The sequence below is a fragment of the Castellaniella sp. genome, from assembly GCF_041675725.1.
In the GTDB taxonomy this organism is placed as follows: Bacteria; Pseudomonadota; Gammaproteobacteria; order Burkholderiales; family Burkholderiaceae_B; genus Castellaniella.
Genome location: NZ_JBAYTI010000049.1, coordinates 1 through 20,924 on the forward strand (window position 1 = coordinate 1; position 20,924 = coordinate 20,924).

A 20,924-nucleotide genomic window follows, 5' to 3' on the forward strand; every position below is an offset into this window, starting at 1 on the left:
CCCGGATGGCGTCGACCGATTCGGGGTTGACCAGCGTGCTGAGATCGCCGGCATCCAGATCGAGCAAGGCGGCGCGCACGACCCGACGCATGATTTTCATGTTGCGCGTGCGCGGCAGGTCGGTGGCGAAGACCACGCCACCGGGCCGAAACGCCTTGCCCAGCCCCGTGGCCACCGCATCGGACAGCGTCGCCACGGCAGCGGCCCGGTCGATATCCGGTTTGGGCACGCAGACGCACAGGACCGCCGTGCCCTTGATGGGATCCGGCACCCCCACCACCGCCGCGTCCAGCAGCAACCCGGTATCGACCAGCAAAGCCTCGATTTCGGACGGGCCCACCCGCTTGCCGGCAATCTTCAACGTATCGTCCGAGCGGCCATGCACGTACCACATGCCGTCGGCATCGCGGCTGGCAAAATCGCCGTGGGCCCAGACGTTGGGCCAGCGCGACCAATAGCTTTGCAGATAGCGCTCGCGATCGTGCCAAAGCCCGCGCGTGAGCCCGATGCTGGGCGACCGCATGACCAGCTCGCCGGTCACCCCGGGGCCCACCGAGACGCCATCGGCATCGACCACGTCGGCCCCCGTACCTGGAACAGGCCCGGCAAAGGCGCAGGGCTTGAGAGGATGGATCACCGTGCCCGTCAGAATGCCGCCCATTTCGGTGCCGCCGGAAAAATTCAGCAGCGGCACGCGTCGCCGGCCGATCTGCCTGAAGGCCCACGACCAGGCCTCGAGTGTCCAAGGCTCGCCCGTGGACACCATCACGCGCAGGCAGGTCAGGTCGCGTTTCGCCAGCACATCCTGGGGCAAGGACATGGACAGGCGCGCGATCGTCGGGGCCAGGCCCAGATAGCTGACCCGATGGCGTTCCACCAATTGCCACAAGCGGTCGGGCTGCGGATAATTGGGCGCGCCCTCGGCCAATACCACCGTGGCCCCCACCAGCAGGCCACCGAAGACGAGCATCGGCCCGACCAGCCAGCCCATGTCGGACATCCACAGGAACCGGTCCTCGGGCTTCAGATCCATGCACAAGGCCAGGTCGAGCGCGGTCTTGACGGGAAAACCGCAGTGCGTGTGCACCACGCCCTTGGGCTTGCCGCTGGTGCCCGAGGTGAACACCAGCAGGAAGGGGTCGTCGGCCGGCATGGCCTCGGTGGGTACGGCGTCGACTTCGGACGGCGCGCCGGCGCAGAGTTCATCCCACCAATAGTCGCGCCCGGCCTGCCAGCCATGGGCCGTGGCCAGGTGCTGAAGCACGACGACGTGCCGCACCTGCGGGCAGTGTTCGAGTGCCGCATCGACCACCGCCTTGGCGCCCACCGGCCGGCCGCGGCGCAATGACCCATCGACCGTGATGACCGCCTTCGCCCGGCCATCGTTCAGGCGCTGGACGACGGCCTCGGTGCCGAACCCGGAAAACATGGGCAGCACGATCGCGCCGATCTTCGCGGCGGCCAGCATCGCCACGGCCGCCTGCGGCAGATTGGGCAGATACATCCCGATCACGTCGCCGCGCCCCAGGCCAAGACTGCGCAGACCCCAGGCCAGGCGGCAGGTTTCCCGGTCGAGATCGGCAAAGCGCCACTGGGACGTGACCCCGTCTTCGCCCTCCCAGACCAGCGCGAGGGCGTCCGAGCGCGGCGTGCCACGCCATCGGTCGAGGCAGTTGAGCACCACGTTGGTGCGCCCGCCCACGCACCAGCGCGCAAACGGCAGCCCGTCGCTCAGGTCGAGCACCTGTTCGTAGGGCCGCTCGAAGCGGTAATCGAGAAAACGGATCAGGCCTTCGTTGAACCACGCCGGATCGGCGTCGGCGCGCCGATTGAGCGATTCGAAAGAGTCGACGCCCAGCGCGCGCATGAAGCGCGTCAGATTGGCGGCCTCGAGGGTGGCGGCATCCGGCCGCCAGACGACGTCAGCCGGGGAAACAGAGTCTGCGTGCATGATTTTCCAGCCCTCCTGATAAAGACAATGAGCCGCCTCGCGCAGGTCTGGCAGCCCCACTGGCGCGGCGTCGCTTCACGGCGCCCCCGCCGGCCGATGCGCCAGCGCCACCAGGGCTTCGCCGGCGATCTTGCGTTCGCCGTCCTGGTCTGTCGCCTGCACCGCCAGGCGTGCACACTGCATGCCATCCCGCTCGAATGTCTCGAGCACGCGCCCGGAACACGAGAGCGCGTCACCCACGTGCGTGATGGCCAGAAAACGCACCTTGAAGTCCAGCAGGCGCGACTGCGGCGCCCAATCGGTGAGCAGCCGCGCCAGCCATGCCATGCCCAGCATGCCCTGGGCAAAGACATCCGGCAGCCCGGCCCGTTGCGCAAAATCGATATCCAGGTGGATCGGATTGTGATCCCCCGAGGCGCCGGCAAACAGCGCCAATGCGCTGCGGTCTACGGGCGGCAGATGCAGGGGCGGGAGTTCGTCGCCGACCCGCACGGCTCCGGGTGCAAGTGTCGTGTCCATGGGCGGTTCATCCTGGTTCATCGCGTGGTCCATCGTGGCCATCCCCGTTCAATGGCGCCACACCAGCACGGTGCGCCACTCGGCCACGAGCTGTCCGTGCTGATCGGTCGCGCGCGAGGCCAGGCGCACGAATTCGAGTGCGCCCGCCTTCTTGGCGTAGATGTCGTCGACCCGCGTGCGCACGGTGACGGTATCCCCGACGCACGCCACCCTATGATAGGTGAACCCTTGCTCGGCATGCAGGAGCTGGCCCAACGGGACCTTCATGTCGCTGAACAGCTGGTAGAAGGCCCCCGAGTCGTAATCGGCGGCAAACAGGAACGTGGGCGGCGCCGGCAGATCCGCATAACCGGCCGCGCGCGCCGCCACCGGATCGCGGTAGACCGGGTCGGTCTGCCCGGTCGCCTTGGCAAAAAACTGCAGGCGCGTACGCTCGATGGGCAGCACCGAGGGCGCCAGCTCATGGCCGATCCATTGAGGGTCAATCATGTGGGTCGCCTGCCTCCTTAGTGTCCGTCGATGCGCAGCGCCAGCTTGCCGAACTGCGTACCCGATTCGAGATGATCGAGGGCCGCATGCAGCGCGTCCAGCGGATATTCGCGATCGATGACCGGGCGCAGGCCGGCCCGCCCGACAAAGCCGAGCATATCGCGGAATTCAGCCAGGGTGCCCAGGCTGGAGCCGAAGATCTGCAGCTGGCGCACGAAGATGCGGCGCAAATCGGCCCCGGGCTGGTCGCCCGAGGTGGCGCCGCACGTGACCAGACGCCCGCCACGCCCCAAGGATCTCATGGCCAGGGGCCAGACGGCCTCGCCCACGTTCTCGAACACCACGTCGGCGCCGCGCCCGTCCGTGTAGGCCATGACCTCGCGCACCACATCGCCGCTGTGGCTGTTGACGACGTGATCGGCGCCCTGCGCCCGGGCGCGCTCGAGCTTGCCATCATCGCGCGACGTGGCAATGACGCGCGCACCGACCGCCTTGGCCAGCTGTAGGGCGGCGAGCGACACGCCGCCGCCGACGCCGAAGACCAGTACGGTTTCCCACGGCTGCAGGCGGGCCTTGGTAAACAGCATGCGCCACGCGGTCAGGTGGTTGACCCCCAGGGCCGCCGCCTCGGCCCAGTTCAAGTGCGCCGGCTTGGGGAAGACCTGCGTGGCCGGCACGTGAATCCACTGCGCGAACGTGCCGTTGCGGTGCTCGCCCAGAAACTGGATCCGGGTGCACAGCACGGTTTGGCCCCGCTCGCAGTACTCGCAGCGCCCGCAGGCAACCCCGGGATGGATGACCACTTCTTGGCCCGGCCGCAGCACGGGATCGGCGGCATCGACCTCTTCGACCACCCCCGAGGCGTCCAGCCCCAGGATCTGCGGCAGCTGGTGCGTAATGCCCGCCCCGCTGTTGCGCATGTACAGGTCCACCTGGTTGAGCGTGGCCGCGTGCACGCGCACCCGGACTTCGCCCGGCGCCCGCGGGGGCAGGGTGTAGTTCTGGATCTTGACGACTTCGTTGCCGCCATGCCCGGTGATGAATGCCGCTTTCATGTGCTGGTCCCGGAAAAATCGTGCAGGATTTCGCGCAGTTTGAATTTCTGGATCTTTCCCGAGGGCGTGGTGGGCATGTCCTCGCGGATCACGAGGTGCTCGGGAATGTACTGCATGGCGACCTTCTGCTCTTTGAGAAAATCGACGATCATGGGTAAATCGATGCGTTCGCCCGGCTTGGGCACCACGACCGCGCAGGCCCGTTCGCCCAGGCGCTCGTCGGGCACCGCGACGATGGCCACCATGGCCACGGCCGGATGCCGATACAGCAGCGACTCGATCTCGACCACCGGAATGTTTTCGCCGCCGCGGATGATGACGTCCTTGCTGCGGCCCGTGATACGGACGTAGCCGCGCGCATCGACGCGCGCCGTGTCACCGGTATCGAACCAGTCTTCGTCATCGGTCGCATTGAGCTGCGGGCGCTTGAGATACCCGCAGAAGTTCGAACAGGCGCGCAGGAGCAGCTTGCCGGACTCGCCCACCGGCATTTCCTGACCGTCCTCATCCAGGATGCGGACCTCGACGCCGGGCAACGGCGTGCCATCGGTGTGGACCGAGCGCTCGTCGTCGTCTTCGGGCAAGGTCGTGGTCACGGCGCCGTTCTCGGTCATGCCCCAGGCCGATATGATCTTGATCCCCAGGGCCGTGCGCGCTTGTTCGACCAGCGGCCCCGGGATGGGGGCGCCGGCGCACAGGAAGGTCCGCAGCGTGGGCGCGCCCGCGCCGCCCGCCTGGATTTCTTCGGCCACCGTACGCGACAGATCGGTCAGGAACGGGGTCGAGGCCATGGTGAACGTGACCTGTTCGGCGCGGATCAGCTCGACCGCCTTTTTCGGTTGCCAGATGTCTTGCAGCACGGCGCTTGCCTGCAGCATGATGGGCATCATCAAGCCGTACATGAAGCCTGTTTGATGCGCCATGGGCGAGGCCATGAGGATCACGTCTTCGTCCGTCAGGTGCAAGCGCTGGCAATAGGGGATGATGTTCGACATCAGGCTGTTGGCCGTATGCATCACCCCTTTGGGTTCGCCGGTGGTGCCCGAGGTGTAGATCAGCTGCGTGATGTCGTCGGGCGTGGGGCGGCTGCGCGTGAGAATCGCTTGGGCGTCGGGTTCGTTTTCCCATTCGGGCCCGCTCAGCAGCGCCTCGAAACTGTCGGGGCCCTGGCCATCGATGACCACCACGTGATCCAGATGCGGCAGCGCGGGCTTGAGACCGGCCGCCATCTGCTCGAAATCGAAGCCGCGAAACACCCGGGGCACGATCAATACCTTGGCCTCGCCGTGGTTGAGCATGAAGGACAGCTCGCGCTCGCGGAAAATGTGCATCAGCGGGTTCATGACGGCGCCGATGCGCGAGCAGGCAAGATACGTCAGGGTGAACTGCCACCAGTTCGGCAGCTGGCAGGCCACCACGTCGTTTTTGCCAACCCCCAGACGGCTCAGGCCCACCGCCATCCGGTCGGCCATGCGCACCAGCTCGGTCACCGTGAAACGCCTGACTTCACCGGTCTCGATGCGTACGGCCGTGAGAGCGAGCTTGTCGGGGCCGGCGGCCAGGCAGTCCGCCAGGTCGTCATTGATGGTGCGGTCGTACCACAGGCCCAACTCGCGCATGCGGGCTCTGCGCGGGGGTAGAAGTACGGGGTCAAATTCCATGTCGGTCTCCTTGTTCTGTCGTGCTTTTTGGTTCTACCCCGCCAGCCGCAGTCAGGCCGGCACGAACGCGCGGCCCGCCCGATCGCGTGCAACGATGGTCTTCATGATCTGGGCGGTGCCGTCGCCAATCTGAAAACCCAGCACGTCGCGCAGGCGCTGCTCCATGATGCCGCGGTCGTAGCCGCCGTGGCCAAGACACAGCAGGCACTGGTGGATCACGTCATATGCGAGCGCAGGCCCCCACCACTTGGCCATGCCGGCCTCTGCGCTATGCGGCAGCCCGTGATCCTTGAGCCACAGCCCCTGCAGACACAGCAGGCGCGCGCCTTCGACCTGCGTATCGAACGTCGCCAGCGGATGCGTGAGGCCCTGGAAAGCCGCCAGGGGCTGGCCGAAGGCTTCGCGCTCGGTCAGGTGCTGCCAGGTTTCCTCGAGGGCCACCCGGGCCACCGCCAGGCACTGCAGGCCGATCAGGGAGCGGGAAAAATCGAAGCCCTGCATCACCTGCACGAAGCCCTTGCCTTCGTCGCCCAGCCGATGACTGGCTGGAATGCGCACGTTTTCGAAGAAGATCGAGCCGCGCCCGATCGCCCGCTGGCCATGGCAGTCGAAGCGGCTGGTCGTGATGCCCGCCGCGTCCATCGGCACCATGAGCGCGGTCACCCCATGGGCACCGGACTCGGGCGTTCCGGTACGGCCGAAGACGACGCAGATGTCGGCCTGGTCGGCCGCCGAGATGGAGGTTTTCTCGCCGTTGAGCACGTAGGCATCGCCTGCGTGCTCGATGCGCAAGCGCAGATTGGCGGCATCCGACCCGCCCCGGGGCTCGGTGAGCGCAATGGCGCAGATGGATTCACCCGCCACGATCTTCTGCAGCCAGGGCGCCACCACGGCGGCCTGGCCATGGCGCGAGAGAATCTGGCTGTTGAGCGAGGCCAGCAGGTTGACATAAGAAAAACTGAGGTCGGCGCGAGCGATTTCTTCGTGGATGACCGCCGCCGCCAGGCAGCTCATGCCCAACCCGCCGAACGCTTCGGGCAGCTCGGGTGCGATGAAGCCCAGGGCCCCCATCTCTTGCATCAGCGCCCGATCCAGGACGCGGGTGCCATCGCGCTCGAGAAACCCGGGCGCGACCCGCTCGTGGGCAAAGCGACGGGCGCTGTCGGCCAGCGCCTGGAGTTCTTCGGTGATGTAGGGATTCGGGGACACGACCTGGGCTCCGCGGCGTTACTTGGCGTACTTGCGGAAGTCCGGCTTGCGCTTTTCCTTGAAGGAATTGACGCCTTCGCGCGATTCTTCGGTGTCGTAGTACAGCTTGAGCGCGTACATGCCCATGCCAGCGATACCCGCCTGGTGCGCGGTATCCATGTTGAAGCTGCGCTTGGCGATGGCGATCGCCGTGGGGCTCTTGGCGCAGATTTCCTCGGCCCACTGCTGTACGGTCTCATCCAGCTTCTCGGGCGCCACGCACACGTTGGCCAGGCCCATGGCCACGGCTTCCTGGCCACTGTAGCGGCGGCACAGGTACCAGATCTCGCGGGCCTTTTTCTCGCCGACCACGCGCGTGAGATAGGCGGTTCCGAAACCTGGATCGACGGACCCCATCGACGGCCCCACCTGGCCGAAGACGGCTTTTTCCGAGCAGATCGTCAGGTCGGCGATGGTGCACAACACGTTGCCGCCGCCAATGGCGTAGCCCTGCACCCGGGCGATGACCGGCTTGGGGACGTCGCGCAAGGTGCTGTGCAGCTCTTCGACGGGCAGACCCACGGTACCGCGGCCATCGTAGTTGCCATCGTGGGCGGACTGGTCGCCCCCCGTGCAGAAAGCCCGGTCGCCCGCCCCGGCGAGCACGATACAGCCCACTTCGCGGTCGTACCCTGCCTTGTTCAGCGCCCGGATCAGTTCCTCGCACGTCGTGCCACGAAACGCATTGAGCTTCTCGGGCCGGTTGATGGTGATCCAGGCCACACCGTTGCGGACTTCGTACAGGATGTCTTCGAACTTCATCGTCATGGGGGTTTCTCCGTCTAGGTAAAAAATCAGCCGTGCATCGTCAGGCCGCCAGATACGCTGAGGACCTGCCCGGTGACGAAGCCGGCGTCGTCGCTGGCGAAAAACGCGATGGCGGCGGCCAGGTCGTCGCCCTGGCCCAGGCGCCCCAGCGGAATGGCACTGCGAAAGGCTTCGACCAATTTGGCGGGGTCGCGCGCCCCTTCGGTGACGCTATCGAGCAGCGCCGTTTCCGTGGGCCCCGGGCACACTACGTTGACCGTGATCCGTGGCGCGCATGTTCGCGCGCGAGCGTTTTGGCGATCGACACCAGCCCCCCCTTGCACGCCGAATACACGGCTTCGCCGGAAGACCCGCCCCGCGCGGCATCGGACGCGACATTGACGATGCGGCCATAACCACGCTCGACCATCTGCGGCAGGACCACGTGCAGCATGTGCAGCGCCCCGACCAGGTTGATTGCGATGATCTTATCCCATTCGGCAGGGACCGTCTTGACAAAAGGCTTGAAAATATCCCAGCCCGCGTTGTTGACCAGGGCATCGATGGGGCCGAGCTGCGCCTGGACGCCCGCCACCGCCGCTTCGACCTGGGCGCGGTCTGTGATGTCGCACTGAAAGGCGGCCGCCTGGCCGGCGTCTTCGCGGATACGGGCCACAACGGCTTCGGCGGCTTCAAGGTTGAGATCGAGCACCCCGACACGGGCGCCCTCCTGTGCCAGGCGCCGTGCCGTGGCCCCGCCAATCCCGCCGCCGCCACCTGTTACGATGACCGTCTTGTTCTGGAACCTTTGCATCATGATTTCCTGTTGGCTATCGAGCCTGCGGCTCTATTGATCTGACACCACAAATACGACAACATATTGTCGTACATCGATTTGAATCCTGCAATCATTTTCTTCTGGCCACTCTAAAAATAATGGTTTTCACCTATGCTAAATCATGACCCTACCTTTACCGGATTGGCCAACAGGATTTTTTTCCGCCTGTATCAATGTGCCAACATGTTGCATAAAACAGGTTCTCGAGCCATTGATTCCGAAGGCCTTACCACCCAGCAATGGGCCGTGCTTGGCGCCCTGTCCAGGGACCGCGCCAAGGACGGCATGAGCATCGGAGACCTGGCCCGGTATTTGAAGGTCAGCCGCCAGAATCTGTCGGGCGTGCTCAGCCGCCTGGAGCGCGACGGGCGCATATGCCTGGCGGCCGACTCGCGCGACCGGCGCTCCAGGCTGGTGAAGATGACGGAAACCGGCCGGCACGTATGGGAAAAGGGCGCCCAGCCAAAGATCTATGACTACTACGAAAACGCGCTGACCGGCTTTTCCATCAACGACATGACCCACACCCTGCACTACATGCTCAAGCTGCTCGAGAACATGGAACGCATCGACAAAGAACAGGGCGAAAACCGCGGCGAGGCACCATAACTGCCGTCATGGCCGCGGCCGGGTTCAGGGCGCCCAGAACAATTCCATCCGGATGCCGCCGGGTTCCTGGAAGATGCAATGCCGCGCCGGCCCGTCGCGCACTGGCTGCGGCGCGAATTCGACCTGGACCCCTGGGTAGGCCTGCACCTTCGCGAACAGCGCATCCAGCGTGGCCTCGTCGCTGACGGCCAGGGCGACGTGATGCAGGCCCACGTGGTTGCGGCGGTCGAAGGGCGTGGCGGCAGGATCGGCCTGCCAGAGCGTAAAGAACGCGGTGCCGTTCGTGACGAACCGCGCAGGATACTCTGGCACTTCGCGTGCCACGATCCACCCCAGGCAGTCGGTGAAGAACGCACTGGTCCGGTCCAGATCGGACACGGACAAGCCGAGATGATGAATGCCAAGCGTTGCCATCGCGATATCTCCTGTGTAAGGCACCTTGCCACCCATCGTACTGCCTTTGGTACGGCCTTTGGGCGCTTTTACTCGACCGTGACGCTCTTGGCCAGGTTGCGCGGCTTGTCGACATCGGTGCCGCGCACACAGGCCGCATGGTAGGCCAGCAGCTGCAGCGGCACGGTATGCAGGATGGGCGACAACCGGCCGTAGTGCTCGGGCATGCGGATCACGTGCATGCCCTCGGACACCACCATCTGCGAATCCGCATCGGCGAACACGTACAGCTCGCCGCCCCGGGCACGGACTTCTTGCATGTTCGACTTCAGTTTCTCGAGCAGTTCGTCGTGCGGCGCAATCGTGACCACCGGCATGGCATCCGTGACCAGGGCCAGCGGCCCGTGCTTGAGCTCGCCGGCCGGATAGGCCTCGGCATGGATGTAGCTGATTTCTTTCAGCTTGAGCGCGCCTTCGAGCGCGATCGGATAATGCATGCCGCGCCCCAGAAACAAGGCGTGCTCTTTGCCGGCAAAGCGATCGGCCCAGGCCATGATCTGCGGCTCGAGGGCCAGCACGGCCGCCAACGCCACCGGCAGGTGGCGCAGGGCCTTGAGCGCCAGCTCTTCGGCAGCCGGATCCAGGCGGCCACGCCCTTTGGCCAGGCAGAGCGTCAGCAGATGCAGCGCCACGAGCTGGGTGGTGAATGCCTTGGTGGACGCCACCCCGATCTCCACACCGGCCCGGGTGATGAAATGGAGCTTGCATTCGCGCACCATGGCGCTGGTGGCCACGTTGCAGACGGTCAGTGTATGGGTCATGCCCAGGCTGCGGGCATGCTTGAGCGCCGCCAGCGTGTCGGCCGTTTCACCCGATTGCGAGATCGTCACCACCAGGGTGCGCGGATTGGGCACGCTGGTCCGGTACCGGTACTCGCTGGCGATTTCGACGTCGACGGGAATGCCGGCCAGGGATTCGATCCAGTAGCGCGCCGTCAGGCCGGCGTAGTAGCTGGTGCCGCAGGCCAGAATGAGCACCCGGTCCACGGCATCGAACACCGCGCCGGCCTGCTCGCCGAACAGGGCGGGGGAGATGGCCTCGATATCCTGCAGGGTGTCGCCGACCGCGCGCGGCTGCTCGAAGATTTCTTTTTGCATGTAGTGCCGGTACGGACCCAGCTCGGCCTCGCCCGTATGCAATTGCACCAGGTGCTCGACGCGCGTCGCGCGGCGCCCGGCGCGATCGTAGACGTGCGCCCCGGCCAGCTGCAGATCCACCACGTCGCCATCTTCCAGATACAGGATGCGTGACGTGGTCCCGGCCAGGGCAAGGGCATCCGAGGCCAGATATTGGCCATCATCGGCCAGGCCCACCACCAGGGGCGAGCCCTGGCGCGCACCCACGATGCGCCCGGGTTCGCCCGCACAGAACACCGCGATCGCATAAGCGCCCTGCAGGCGCCGGACGGCCTGCTGCACCGCCTGGAGCAGATCGCCCTGATAGAGGTGATCGACCAGGTGGGCGATGACCTCGGTGTCGGTCTGGCTGTGGAACGCATAGCCGGCGGCCTCGAGTTCGGCCCGCAAGGCATCGTGATTCTCTATGATGCCGTTGTGCACCAGCGCAACCCGCGCGGCCCCGCCCTCGGGCCCGGAAAAATGCGGATGCGCATTGTGCGTAACCGGCGCGCCGTGTGTGGCCCAGCGGGTATGTGCAATACCGATGGTGCCCTGCACCTGATCCCGCACGGTTTGTTCGACCAGTTCGGCCACGCGGCTGGTGCTGCGCACCCGCCGCAGCCCCTGGCCGTCGTGCACGGCCACGCCGCAGGAGTCATAGCCCCGGTACTCGAGCCGGCGCAGGCCTTCGAGCAGGACAGGGACGATGTTGTGCTGCGCCACGGCGCTGACAATGCCACACATGAACACGCTCCGCAAAAAGTCTGATCCTGATATTACGACGAATTGGAATTCCCATAATATATTGCAGTGCAGTATAATGCTTGATTGCCTGTTTTCTGACCTCTGGTCCAGGGCCGGGGCCTCCCGGCTACAGCACGGTTCCTCGTTGCTTCTTGGGTGGATGCGGTCGGCACATGCGACTGACACGCCGCGGCAGTCTTCTGCGGCTCACCCCGGGGTATACCTCATCCCGACGCACATGGCTGCAATGGCGGCCACAAGGAACCTATGTCTTTCTCTTCGCTGGGGCTCGACCCCATGCTGCTGGTCGCCCTGTCCGATCAGGGCATCCATACCCCCACTTCCGTTCAGGCCGCGGCCATTCCGCTCGCACTGGCCGGCCACGACCTGATGGTGTCGGCCCAGACGGGCAGCGGCAAGACCGCCGCCTTCATGCTGCCGGCGCTGGCGCACCTGAGCCAGCGCCGCACGGCGGGCGGGCGCGGCGTCCGCGTGCTGGTCCTCGCTCCCACCCGCGAACTCGCCCTGCAAGTGGCCGATGCCACACGCGCCTATGCGGCCAAAATGACCGGGCTGCGGGTGGCGGCCGTCGTGGGCGGCATGCCCTACGGTGCCCAAATCAAGGCCCTCGCCCGTCGCGTGGACGTGCTGGTGGCCACCCCGGGGCGCCTGATCGACCACCTGCAGGCTGGCCGTGCGGATTTGTCCGGCGTCGAGACCCTGGTGCTGGACGAAGCCGACCGCATGCTCGACATGGGGTTCATCGACGACATCCACACCATCGTCCAGGCCACCCCGGACAGCCGCCAGACGCTGCTGTTCTCGGCCACGCTGGATGGCCACATCGCCAAGCTGGCGGGCACCCTGATGCGCGAGCCACAACGGCTGCAGATCGCCACGCCGCAGCACCGGCACGCCAACATCCACCAGCACCTGTTGTACGCCGACAATCCGGGCCACAAGCGGCGCCTGCTGGATCACCTGCTGCGCGACAGCGAACTGGACCAGGCCATCGTCTTCACGGCGACCAAACGGGGCGCCGACGACCTCGCCGACCATCTGGCCGACCAGGGCTTCGCAGCCGTCGCCCTGCACGGCGACATGAATCAGCGCCAGCGCACGCGCACCCTGGGCTTGCTGCAGAAAGGCCGCGTGCGCGTACTGGTGGCCACCGACGTGGCGGCCCGCGGCCTGGATGTGCAGACCATCACCCATTCGATCAACTACGACCTGCCCATGCAGGCCGAAGACTACGTGCACCGCATCGGCCGCACCGGGCGCGCCGGGCGCGACGGCCAGGCCATCACCCTGGCCATGCACGGCGAGCGCCACAAGATACGCCGCATCGAGCACTACATGGGCCGTCCGATCCCCACGGACACCATCCCCGGGCTCGAGCCCCAGGCTCGCCCGCCCGCCCGTGAAAAACGCCCGGCGAAACGCCATGGCGGCCCCGGTACGGGCCGGCCAGGCGCCCGGAAAGCCGGCCCATCCCAACCCCATGCCGGCCGCACCGATCGACGGGGCGCGGACGCCGGCGCCCGCAAGACAGCCCGCACACGGCCTCAGGCCCCCAGGTACGCCTGAATCACGCGCGGGTGCTGCAGCAGGTTCTGGCCGGTGTCGGACAGGGCCATGCTGCCGTTTTCCAGCACATAGCCATACTGTGCCAGCCTGAGCGCCTGGCGCACATTCTGTTCGACCAGCAGCAGCGTCAGGCCATCGGCATGAATGGTGCGCAGCGCATGGAAAATCTCGCGCACGACCAGGGGCGCCAGCCCCATGGATGGCTCGTCGAGCAGCAACAGGCGCGGCTGCGCCATCAGGGCGCGGCCGATGGCCAGCATTTGCTGCTCGCCGCCCGACAGGTTGCCGGCCAGGCCGTGCATGCGTTCGCGCAGGCGCGGAAACAGGTGGAACACGTAGTCGAAATCTTGCGGGCGGCCGTGGCCCCCCAGCCGATACGCCCCCAGTTCGAGATTCTCGCGGATCGTCATCGTGGCCAGGATGGCGCGCCCTTCGGGGACCTGGATGATGCCGCGCGCCACGATTTTATGGGACGGCAGGCGGGTGATGTCTTCACCCTCGAAGACCACCCGGCCGGCGGCCTTGGGCTGCAGGCCGGAGAGCGCTTGCAGGGTGGTGGACTTGCCCGCGCCGTTGGCCCCCACCAGCGCCGTGATGCTGCCCTGCGCCAGCGTGAAATCGATGCCGCGCACCGCCTGCACGTGACCATAATGCACCGCCAGGCCCCGGACTTCGAGCGCATTGGCTGCGGCTGCGGTGTTCATGGGGCGCCCTCTTCGTCGTCGCGCCCCAGGTAGGCTTCGATCACGTCCGGATTGCGCTGGATCTCGGCCGGCGCGCCCGAGGCGATCACCTTGCCGAAATTCAGGACCGTGATGTGATCGCACAGGCCCATCACGAAGTGCATGTCGTGCTCGATCATCAGAATGGTGTAGCCCCGCGCGCGGATTTCGCCGATCCAGCGCATGAGTTCGGCGCGCTCGCCCGTATTCATGCCAGCCGCGGGCTCGTCGAGCAGCAACAGGCTGGGTTGGCTGGCCAGGGCGCGCGCCAGCTCGAGACGCCGCTGCTCGCCATAGGACAGATTGTCGGACAGCTCGTGGGTTTTGTGATCCAGCTTCATCCACTGCAGCAGCTCGTGTGCCTGACGATGGGCGTCGGCCTCTTGGTGACGAAACCCGCGCGTGCCCAGCAGCATCGGCAACACGCCATAACCCAGGTGGCGGTGCGCGCCCACCACCACGTTCTGCAGCAGAGTCATGTCTTTGAACAGCCGGATATTCTGAAAAGTGCGGGCAAGCCCCGTACGCGCGATCTGGTGCGGCCGCCTGCCCAGCAGCGAGGTCTGCTCGAAGCGGATGTCGCCCGCATCGGGCTGCAGCAGGCCGGTGATCAGGTTGAACAGCGTTGTCTTGCCCGCCCCGTTCGGGCCAATCAGGCCATAGATGGCCCCTTTGGGCACCCGCAGGCTGACGTCTTGCAATACCTGCAGGCCGCCGAAACGCAGACAGACGCCCGTGAGCTCAAGCATGCCGCTGCCCCCCCTGGCGCCGCCAGCGGGCGAAACGCGCCGGATCCCAGACCCCCTGGGGCAGGAACAGGACGATGACCACCAGCACCACCCCGTTGATGATCAGGCTGAAATCGATGAACTCGCTGAAGAGCTCAGGCAGCAAGGTGATGATGGTACTGCCCACGACCGGGCCGACCAGGCTCGTGATGCCCCCCAGGATGGCCATGGTCAGGATGTGGACGGCTCGGCTGAAACCGTATTCGTTGGGGCCGATGAAAAACGTCAGGTGCGCATCGAGCGCACCGGCCAGCCCCGCAATGGCCGCGCCCAGCACCAGCGCCAGGAGCTCGTGCGCCGAGACGTTGATGCCCATCAGGCTGGCCGCCGTCTCGTCGCTGCGGATCGCATCGAAGGCGCGCCCGATCCGGGCCCGCCGCATGCGCCAGAGCACCGCCAGCACGATCGCCAGCGCCAGAAACACATGCCACCACTCGGTGAGTTGTGGAATGCCGTTGAGCCCGCGCGCACCGCCCGTCAGCGTGGGGGTGTTCAGGATCAGCACCCGGATCACTTCGCCAAAGGCCAGCGTCGCCATGGCCAGGTAAATACCCGACAGCCGGATCACCGGCAACCCGATGACCAGCGCGGCCAGGGCGGGAAACAACATGCCCGCGGCAAGCGACACCAGGAACGGCGTGCCCAGCTTCATGGTGAACAATGCCGCGGCGTAGGCGCCGATGCCCATGAAGGCCGCATTGGCGATCGACAGCACGCCGCAGGCGAGCGTCAGCCAGATGGACAGCGCCAGGAGCGCGTTGATGCCCAGCGACAGGATGACGTTGCTGTAGATGGCCCAGAAGGTGATCAGGCTGTCCATGAACGCTTCAGGCCTTGCGCTGGGCCGCTGTGCCGAACAGCCCCTGCGGGCGCAGGAGCAGGACGGCGAACAGCAGGCCGAAGGCAATCGCATCGCGCGCGCTGGAACCGATGTACGCGACCGAGAACACTTGCGAAAAGCCCAGAAACAGGCCCCCGATCAGGGCCCCCGGAATACTGCCCATGCCGCCGAGGATGACGACGGCCACCCCCACCAGCAGCATGGGCTCGCCCATGAGCGGGTACAGGGCGTTGGAATACAGGCCGATCAGCACGCCCGCCACGCCGCCCAGCCCGCCCGCCAGAAACGACGTCGAGAAAAACATGCGCTCGACGTGAATGCCCATCAGGCGGGCCGCCCGCGGGGATTCGGCCACGGCGCGCAACGCCCGCCCGTAGCGCGTACCCTGGATGGCATACATGAGGACCACCATCAGGGCCACCGAGACCAGGATGATCAGGATCTCGATGACCGTGACACGGATACCCGCCACGGCGATCACGTCTTCGGGCAGCAGGCCATGCGGAAACCGCTGGTTGTCCGGGCCGAACAGGATGCGCACGCCATTGGCCAGAATGGTGGCCACGCCGATGGTGGCGATCATGAGGATCAGCTCTGGGGCCTCGCGCTGGCGCAGCGGCCGCAGTATCAGCCAGTCGACCCCCGCGCCCAGCAGGCCCGCGGCCGCGAAAGCCGCCGCCAGCCCCGCCCATAGCGGCATCCCCAGATGCACGATCACGACCAGCGCCACGTAGGCGCCGGCCATGAATACCGCACCGTGGGCCAGATTGACCACCCGCAGCACCCCGAAGATGAGCGTGAAGCCCAGCGCGAACAAGGCGAACACGCACCCCAGGGAAATCGCGTTGATCAGCTGTTGTGCAAACATCGGCGCAACCGGAACCCAGGCGACGGACCCGAACCGGGATCAGTCGACCAGCACGAACCGGCCATCCCGCGTGACGCTGACGATGGCCGTCTGGTCGGCATCATACCCCGTGGGCTGGCCCTGGCGATCGAGGTGCCGCTTGAACTTGAATGGGCCGGTCGCGCCCGTCCAGGTGACGTTGGGCAAGGCATCGCGCAGCGCGGCCCGATCGGCGGCCACGTCGCCGCTGAGCTGGATCCCCCGGATGGCCTGCGCAAGAATGTGGGCGGCATCATAGGCCTGGGCCGCGAACTGATCGGGGTTGACCTTGTAGCGGGCGTTGTAGTCGGCGATGAACTGCTTGTTCTCGGGCGTGTCGTTGTCCAGGGACCACGGGCTGCCCACCCAGAGATCGTTGGAAGCGACGCCCGGCGCCGTGGTGAAGATCTTGTCGGAATTCATGCCATTGCCGCCGATGAACGGCAGGTCGATGCCCAATTGACGCGCCTGCACCATGATGGGCCCGCCTTCGGCCAACGCCGCGATCACGATCGCGTCGGGATCCGTGCTCTTGATCTTGGTCAGCTGGGCCTTGAAGTCGACGTCGCCTTTCACGAAGGTTTCTTCGGTGGTGATTTCGATGCCCTGTTCGGTGAGCGTTTCCTTGAAGATGTCGTACTCGTCGACCGTGAAGTCATCGTCATTGCCGTACAGGATGGCGACTTTCTTCAGGCTCAGTTTCTCTTTGGCCACCGCCACCGTTACGGGCAGCACGTCGGCCTCGATGACGGCATTGCGGAAGATGTAGTCGCCGATAGACGTGATGTCGTAGGCCGTGTTCGAGGAGCTGAGCGCCACGGTCTTGGCCGCCTGCGCGGTCGGATCGGCCGCCTGCGCCGTATTGGAGACGGTCGTGCCGAAGATGGCCAGGACCTTGTCGCCGAAGATCAACCGCTTGTAGGCATTGATGGCCGCCCCTTTTTCGCTTTTGGTGTCCTCCATCACCAGCTTGATGGCATTGCCGTGAAGGCCGCCCGCCTGGTTGATTTCATCGACCGCCATCTCGAAGCCGTTGACGATGGCCTTGCCGTACAGCGCACCGCCGCCCGTCAGGGCCTGCCCGACCCCGATCTTGATGTCGGCCGCGTGCACGGGTGCAAAAGCCGCTGTGGAAAACGCCGCTGCGATCAGCAGCTGTGAGAATCGTTTCATGGTATGTCTCCGTTGCCGGGTGGAAAAGTGGCCTACAGACCGTTGGTGCCGTCGAAGATCTGCGGGTTGAGCAAGATGCTGCGATCGACGTCGCGGATGTCCGTGCGGCCGCAAAATGCCATGCTGACATCGAGTTCGTTGGCCATCAGCTGCAGGCAGCGGCGCACGCCCGCCTCGCCAAAGGCGCCCAATGCATACAGGAAGGGCCGGCCCATCATGACCCCCTGCGCCCCCAGCGCCACGGCCCGGAGAATGTCCTGGCCGCCGCGCACGCCGCCATCGAGCAGCACTTCGATGTCTTGCCCGACCTCGGCCACGATGTCGGGCAGCATGGCGATGGACGACGACGTGCCATCGAGCTGCCGCCCGCCATGGTTGGAGACGATCAGGGCGTCGGCGCCGGCATCGACCGCCTTGCGGGCATCGCGGGCATCGAGAATGCCCTTGAGAATGATCTTACCCCCCCAGCGCGCCTTGATCCACTCGAGCTGGTCCCAACTGAGGGTGGGATCGAACTGCTGCTCCGTCCAGGCCGACAGCGAGCCCATGTCGGAGACCCCCTTGGCATGGCCCACGATGTTGCCGAACGTGCGCCGCCGCGTGGCCAGCATGTGCATGCACCAGTAGGGCTTGCACGCCAGATTGAGCAGATTCATCAGCGTGGGCTTGGGCGGGGTGGACAGCCCGTTCTTGATATCTTTGTGCCGCTGCCCCAGGATCTGCAGATCCATCGTCACGACCAGCGCGGAACAGCCCGCGTTCTTGGCGCGGTCGATCAGCCGGCCGACGAAGTCGCGGTCGCGCATGACGTACAGCTGGAACCAGAACGGCCGGCTGACGTGCGCGGCCACGTCTTCGATGGAGCAGATGCTCATCGTCGACAGGGTGAACGGGATACCGAAGTTTTCGGCGGCCCGTGCCGCAAGGATCTCGCCATCGGCGTGCTGCATGCCGGTCAGCCCCGTGGGCGACAGCGCCAGCGGCAGGGTGACGTCTTCGCCCAGCAGCGTGCTGCGCAGGTTGCGATGCTCGAAATTGATCCCGACCCGCTGGCAGAACTTGAGCAGCGCAAAATCGGATACATTGGCCCGGTAGGTGTGTTCCGTCCAGGAGCCGGAATCGGCGTAATCGTAGAACATGCGGGGTACGCGGCGTGCCGCGACCTGGCGGAAGTCTTCCACGCAAGTCATTTTGTCGAGAGATGGGAACACGCCTAGACCCCCTTGTGATGGTGAAACCCCAGGTAATGGGTGTAATGCATTATGACAGTGCACCCGTGCCCGATTATAAGACCACCCGCCAGGGCAGCCCAAGGCCTGCTATGCTGCGCGCATGAGCCCGAACCTGCCCCACAGCCAGATTCCCGCCGGCCTGCCCGAACCAGGCGACGAAGCCCGCGCCCATGGCCGCCAGGTGGCCGCCCACCTGGCTCAGGCCATTGGCCGCGCCCAGGGCTTCCTGCCCTTCGAGCACTGGATGCAGATTGCCCTGTATGCCCCCGGGCTGGGCTACTACAGCGCCGGCAGCACCAAGCTGCACACCGGCGGCGACTTCACCACGGCGCCGGAAACCACCCCGCTCTTCGGCCAGGCCCTGGCGCGCCAGGCCGCCGAAATCCTGCAGGCCGCGGGCTCTGACGACCTACTCGAATTCGGGGCGGGCTCGGGCACCCTGGCGGCCAGCCTGATCCCCGCGCTGCAGACCCAGGGCATCCGCGCACGCTATCGCATCCTCGAGGTGTCGGCCGATCTGCGGGCCCGCCAGCAGGCCCGCCTGGCCGCCCTGGGCGATCAAGTCCAGTGGCTGGACGCGCTGCCGGACCACTTTTGCGGCTGCGTCCTGGCCAACGAGGTGCTGGATGCCATGCCCGTACGCATCTTCAGCCTGGATGCCGACGGCCAGGCCCACGAGCTGGGCGTGGCCCTGGCACCCGGGTCGCACCCCGACGCCCCCGCCTTCTGCTGGGCCAGCCGCCCGCTGGCGGCCGACGCCGCCGCCCAGCTGGCCCAGCGCCTGCCCGCATGGCCCGGATACCAGTCCGAGCTGAACCTGCAGGCCGAGGCCTGGGTGCGTAACCTGGGCCGCTGGCTGCACAAGGGGGCGGCGCTGCTCATCGACTATGGCTTCCCGCAGGCCGAGTACTACCACCCGCAGCGCCGCCAGGGCACGCTCATGTGCCATTTTCGCCACCATGCCCACGACCAGCCGCTCATCCTGCCCGGCCTGCAGGACATCACGGCGCACGTGGATTTCACCGCAATGGCCGATGCCGCCCTCGAGGGCGGCCTGGCGGTGCTGGGCTACACCTCGCAGGCCCGCTTTTTGCTCAACCTGGGGCTGGCCGACTTGCTGGCCGCGGCGCCACCCGGTACAGAAGACGACGCCGCCACCCGGGCCCGGCGCCTAGCGGCCGCCAACACGCTGCTGTCCGAGGCCGAAATGGGCGAACTCTTCAAGGTGCTGGCCATCGGCCGGGGCATCGAGCCGCCACTGGCCGGTTTCGCGCGCGGCGACCGGCGCGACCGCCTTTGAACCCTGGATCCAGGCGGGCGCCGATCAGGCGGTTGACGGCGCCTGCGCCAGGGCTTGCAGGCGGGCCGCGCGCAGGCCATTGCGCAGGCGCTCGACGTCGCCGCCGGCCGCGCGCGCAATGGCCCCGGCATCCACCGCCCGCACCGCATCCAGGCGCCGGGCCCAGCGGGTCTGGTCCAGCCCGCTTCGCACGCACGCGGCCGCCGCCAGCAGATCCAGACACCGTTCGGGGCGACGCAAGGCATCGCAGGATTCGAACAGCGCCAGCCAGGCCTCGGGCCCGTCTTCGCCAGCCGCCAGGCGCGACAGCAGGCCCGGGAGCAGGCGGGCGAGATCCTGGCAGGCGCCCGGGGCCTTCAGGTGGGCCTGCAGGCCCGGTGCCGACGCACGACACAGCAGGGCATAACGCTGTGCCAGGCTGAGGCCGCGCTCGACCGCGCACGCCAGGCCGTCGGCGACCGCCTTGTTCCAGACCAGGCCGGGCGCCACGCGCTCGAGCGCGCCACAGGCCTCGAGCACCTGGAACATGCGCGCGGGGCGGGCCGTCATCAGGCCCTTGGCGAGTTCCTGCCAGACCCGCTCGGGCACCAGGGCGTCGACCTCGCCCTGCCGTACCAGCGCGCGGCATAGATCGAGGGTTTCGGGTGCGATGGAAAAATCGGCAAAACGCGCGGCGAAGCGCGCCAGGCGCAGCAGGCGCACGGGATCCTCGACGAAGGCCGCGCCGGCGTGGCGCAGCACCCGGGCGCGCACGTCGGCCGCGCCCCCCAGAGGATCGATCAGGCGCCCATCCGGCGCGCGGGCAATCGCGTTCACCGTGAGATCACGCCGCCGCAGGTCTTCTTCGAGCGTGACGTCCTGCCCCGCATGGAACACGAAGCCATGGTAGCCCCGCCCCGACTTGCGCTCGGTACGCGCCAGCGCGTATTCCTCGTCGGTGCGCGGGTGCAGGAACACGGGGAA

18 protein-coding genes and 2 pseudogenes are annotated in these 20,924 nt (G+C 66.6%); 3 read left to right on the top strand and 17 right to left on the bottom strand.

Annotated elements, in window-relative coordinates; all coding sequences use genetic code 11:
* From WCZ84_RS10295 to WCZ84_RS10330, 8 genes and pseudogenes are all read right to left on the bottom strand, one after another.
* A partial coding sequence (locus tag WCZ84_RS10295; protein WP_372686183.1) for an AMP-binding protein occupies nt 1-1,951 on the bottom strand: 1,951 nt, incomplete at its 3' end.
* A gap of 75 nt (nt 1,952-2,026) precedes the next feature.
* Nucleotides 2,027-2,491: a MaoC family dehydratase gene (locus WCZ84_RS10300; protein WP_372686184.1), complete on the bottom strand. Its 465-nt coding sequence runs from the start codon at nt 2,489-2,491 to the stop codon at nt 2,027-2,029.
* Between the two features lie 27 nt (nt 2,492-2,518).
* A complete protein-coding gene (locus WCZ84_RS10305) occupies nt 2,519-2,959 on the bottom strand; it encodes a MaoC family dehydratase N-terminal domain-containing protein (protein WP_372686185.1) in 441 nt (146 codons plus the stop codon).
* 17 nt (nt 2,960-2,976) lie between these two features.
* The gene (locus WCZ84_RS10310) at nt 2,977-4,014 is read right to left on the bottom strand and encodes a zinc-binding dehydrogenase (RefSeq protein ID WP_372686186.1); all 1,038 of its coding nucleotides are present in this window, start codon (nt 4,012-4,014) and stop codon (nt 2,977-2,979) included.
* Complete coding sequence (gene aliA, locus WCZ84_RS10315) at nt 4,011-5,675, bottom strand: cyclohexanecarboxylate-CoA ligase (RefSeq protein ID WP_372686187.1); 1,665 nt, start codon at nt 5,673-5,675, stop codon at nt 4,011-4,013. The genes WCZ84_RS10310 and aliA overlap by 4 nt, the downstream gene beginning before the upstream one ends.
* Before the next feature lie 51 nt (nt 5,676-5,726).
* Nucleotides 5,727-6,884 (bottom strand): cyclohexanecarboxyl-CoA dehydrogenase, encoded by a 1,158-nt coding sequence (gene aliB / locus WCZ84_RS10320; RefSeq protein WP_372686188.1) that lies wholly within the window; start codon nt 6,882-6,884, stop codon nt 5,727-5,729.
* 18 nt (nt 6,885-6,902) lie between these two features.
* On the bottom strand, nt 6,903-7,685 hold the full coding sequence (badI, locus tag WCZ84_RS10325; RefSeq protein ID WP_372686200.1) for a 2-ketocyclohexanecarboxyl-CoA hydrolase: 783 nt from the start codon (nt 7,683-7,685) through the stop codon (nt 6,903-6,905).
* A 32-nt stretch (nt 7,686-7,717) separates the two neighbouring features.
* Nucleotides 7,718-8,484 (bottom strand): annotated as a pseudogene (locus tag WCZ84_RS10330) (glucose 1-dehydrogenase).
* A 207-nt stretch (nt 8,485-8,691) separates the two neighbouring features.
* On the opposite strand from WCZ84_RS10330, the gene WCZ84_RS10335 reads away from it, so the two are divergent.
* Nucleotides 8,692-9,117, top strand: coding sequence for a MarR family winged helix-turn-helix transcriptional regulator (locus WCZ84_RS10335; RefSeq protein WP_372686189.1), 426 nt, complete (start codon nt 8,692-8,694; stop codon nt 9,115-9,117).
* Between the two features lie 24 nt (nt 9,118-9,141).
* On the opposite strand, the gene WCZ84_RS10340 is transcribed toward WCZ84_RS10335, so the two are convergent.
* On the bottom strand, nt 9,142-9,531 hold the full coding sequence (locus tag WCZ84_RS10340; protein ID WP_372686190.1) for a VOC family protein: 390 nt from the start codon (nt 9,529-9,531) through the stop codon (nt 9,142-9,144).
* A 68-nt stretch (nt 9,532-9,599) separates the two neighbouring features.
* Nucleotides 9,600-11,432, bottom strand: a complete 1,833-nt coding sequence (glmS, locus tag WCZ84_RS10345) for a glutamine--fructose-6-phosphate transaminase (isomerizing) (RefSeq protein WP_372686191.1) — start codon at nt 11,430-11,432, stop codon at nt 9,600-9,602.
* A gap of 267 nt (nt 11,433-11,699) precedes the next feature.
* Between glmS and WCZ84_RS10350 the strand changes: the two are divergent.
* Nucleotides 11,700-13,001, top strand: a pseudogene (locus WCZ84_RS10350) (DEAD/DEAH box helicase); the annotation flags it as partial.
* Here WCZ84_RS10350 and WCZ84_RS10355 read toward each other — a convergent pair.
* Genes WCZ84_RS10355 through WCZ84_RS10380 form a run of 6 tightly spaced genes read right to left on the bottom strand, consistent with a single transcriptional unit; the run spans nt 12,998 to nt 18,619 of the window.
* Nucleotides 12,998-13,723, bottom strand: coding sequence for an ABC transporter ATP-binding protein (locus tag WCZ84_RS10355; protein ID WP_372686192.1), 726 nt, complete (start codon nt 13,721-13,723; stop codon nt 12,998-13,000). The pseudogene WCZ84_RS10350 and the gene WCZ84_RS10355 sit on opposite strands and share 4 nt — an antisense overlap.
* Nucleotides 13,720-14,490: an ABC transporter ATP-binding protein gene (locus tag WCZ84_RS10360; protein ID WP_372686194.1), complete on the bottom strand. Its 771-nt coding sequence runs from the start codon at nt 14,488-14,490 to the stop codon at nt 13,720-13,722. Before WCZ84_RS10360 ends, WCZ84_RS10355 begins: the two co-directional genes overlap by 4 nt.
* Nucleotides 14,483-15,349, bottom strand: a complete 867-nt coding sequence (locus WCZ84_RS10365) for a branched-chain amino acid ABC transporter permease (protein ID WP_372686195.1) — start codon at nt 15,347-15,349, stop codon at nt 14,483-14,485. Before WCZ84_RS10365 ends, WCZ84_RS10360 begins: the two co-directional genes overlap by 8 nt.
* 7 nt (nt 15,350-15,356) lie before the next feature.
* Nucleotides 15,357-16,238, bottom strand: a complete 882-nt coding sequence (locus WCZ84_RS10370) for a branched-chain amino acid ABC transporter permease (RefSeq protein ID WP_372686196.1) — start codon at nt 16,236-16,238, stop codon at nt 15,357-15,359.
* 39 nt (nt 16,239-16,277) lie between these two features.
* Complete coding sequence (locus WCZ84_RS10375; protein WP_372686197.1) at nt 16,278-17,429, bottom strand: ABC transporter substrate-binding protein; 1,152 nt, start codon at nt 17,427-17,429, stop codon at nt 16,278-16,280.
* A 32-nt stretch (nt 17,430-17,461) separates the two neighbouring features.
* Nucleotides 17,462-18,619, bottom strand: coding sequence for an L-lactate dehydrogenase (locus WCZ84_RS10380; protein WP_372686201.1), 1,158 nt, complete (start codon nt 18,617-18,619; stop codon nt 17,462-17,464).
* Between the two features lie 142 nt (nt 18,620-18,761).
* Here WCZ84_RS10380 and WCZ84_RS10385 point away from each other — a divergent pair, with 142 nt between their 5' ends.
* Complete coding sequence (locus WCZ84_RS10385; protein ID WP_372686198.1) at nt 18,762-19,961, top strand: class I SAM-dependent methyltransferase; 1,200 nt, start codon at nt 18,762-18,764, stop codon at nt 19,959-19,961.
* Between the two features lie 24 nt (nt 19,962-19,985).
* On the opposite strand, the gene WCZ84_RS10390 is transcribed toward WCZ84_RS10385, so the two are convergent.
* Nucleotides 19,986-20,924 (bottom strand): tRNA CCA-pyrophosphorylase (locus tag WCZ84_RS10390; protein WP_372686199.1); only part of this gene is annotated, 939 nt, incomplete at its 5' end.

Excerpts from the sequence above, each read along its gene's own strand:
- WCZ84_RS10300 (WP_372686184.1), bottom strand. The coding sequence starts at position 2,491 with ATGAACCAGGATGAACCGCCCATGGACACGACACTTGCACCCGGAGCC.
- WCZ84_RS10335 (WP_372686189.1), top strand. The coding sequence starts at position 8,692 with ATGTTGCATAAAACAGGTTCTCGAGCCATTGATTCCGAAGGCCTTACC.
- WCZ84_RS10360 (WP_372686194.1), bottom strand. The coding sequence starts at position 14,490 with ATGCTTGAGCTCACGGGCGTCTGTCTGCGTTTCGGCGGCCTGCAGGTA.
- WCZ84_RS10375 (WP_372686197.1), bottom strand. The coding sequence starts at position 17,429 with ATGAAACGATTCTCACAGCTGCTGATCGCAGCGGCGTTTTCCACAGCG.
- WCZ84_RS10380 (WP_372686201.1), bottom strand. The coding sequence starts at position 18,619 with ATGACTTGCGTGGAAGACTTCCGCCAGGTCGCGGCACGCCGCGTACCC.
- WCZ84_RS10310 (WP_372686186.1), bottom strand. The coding sequence starts at position 4,014 with ATGAAAGCGGCATTCATCACCGGGCATGGCGGCAACGAAGTCGTCAAG.
- badI (WP_372686200.1), bottom strand. The coding sequence starts at position 7,685 with ATGAAGTTCGAAGACATCCTGTACGAAGTCCGCAACGGTGTGGCCTGG.
- WCZ84_RS10340 (WP_372686190.1), bottom strand. The coding sequence starts at position 9,531 with ATGGCAACGCTTGGCATTCATCATCTCGGCTTGTCCGTGTCCGATCTG.
- WCZ84_RS10305 (WP_372686185.1), bottom strand. The coding sequence starts at position 2,959 with ATGATTGACCCTCAATGGATCGGCCATGAGCTGGCGCCCTCGGTGCTG.
- WCZ84_RS10355 (WP_372686192.1), bottom strand. The coding sequence starts at position 13,723 with ATGAACACCGCAGCCGCAGCCAATGCGCTCGAAGTCCGGGGCCTGGCG.
- WCZ84_RS10365 (WP_372686195.1), bottom strand. The coding sequence starts at position 15,349 with ATGGACAGCCTGATCACCTTCTGGGCCATCTACAGCAACGTCATCCTG.
- glmS (WP_372686191.1), bottom strand. The coding sequence starts at position 11,432 with ATGTGTGGCATTGTCAGCGCCGTGGCGCAGCACAACATCGTCCCTGTC.
- WCZ84_RS10385 (WP_372686198.1), top strand. The coding sequence starts at position 18,762 with ATGAGCCCGAACCTGCCCCACAGCCAGATTCCCGCCGGCCTGCCCGAA.
- WCZ84_RS10370 (WP_372686196.1), bottom strand. The coding sequence starts at position 16,238 with ATGTTTGCACAACAGCTGATCAACGCGATTTCCCTGGGGTGCGTGTTC.
- aliA (WP_372686187.1), bottom strand. The coding sequence starts at position 5,675 with ATGGAATTTGACCCCGTACTTCTACCCCCGCGCAGAGCCCGCATGCGC.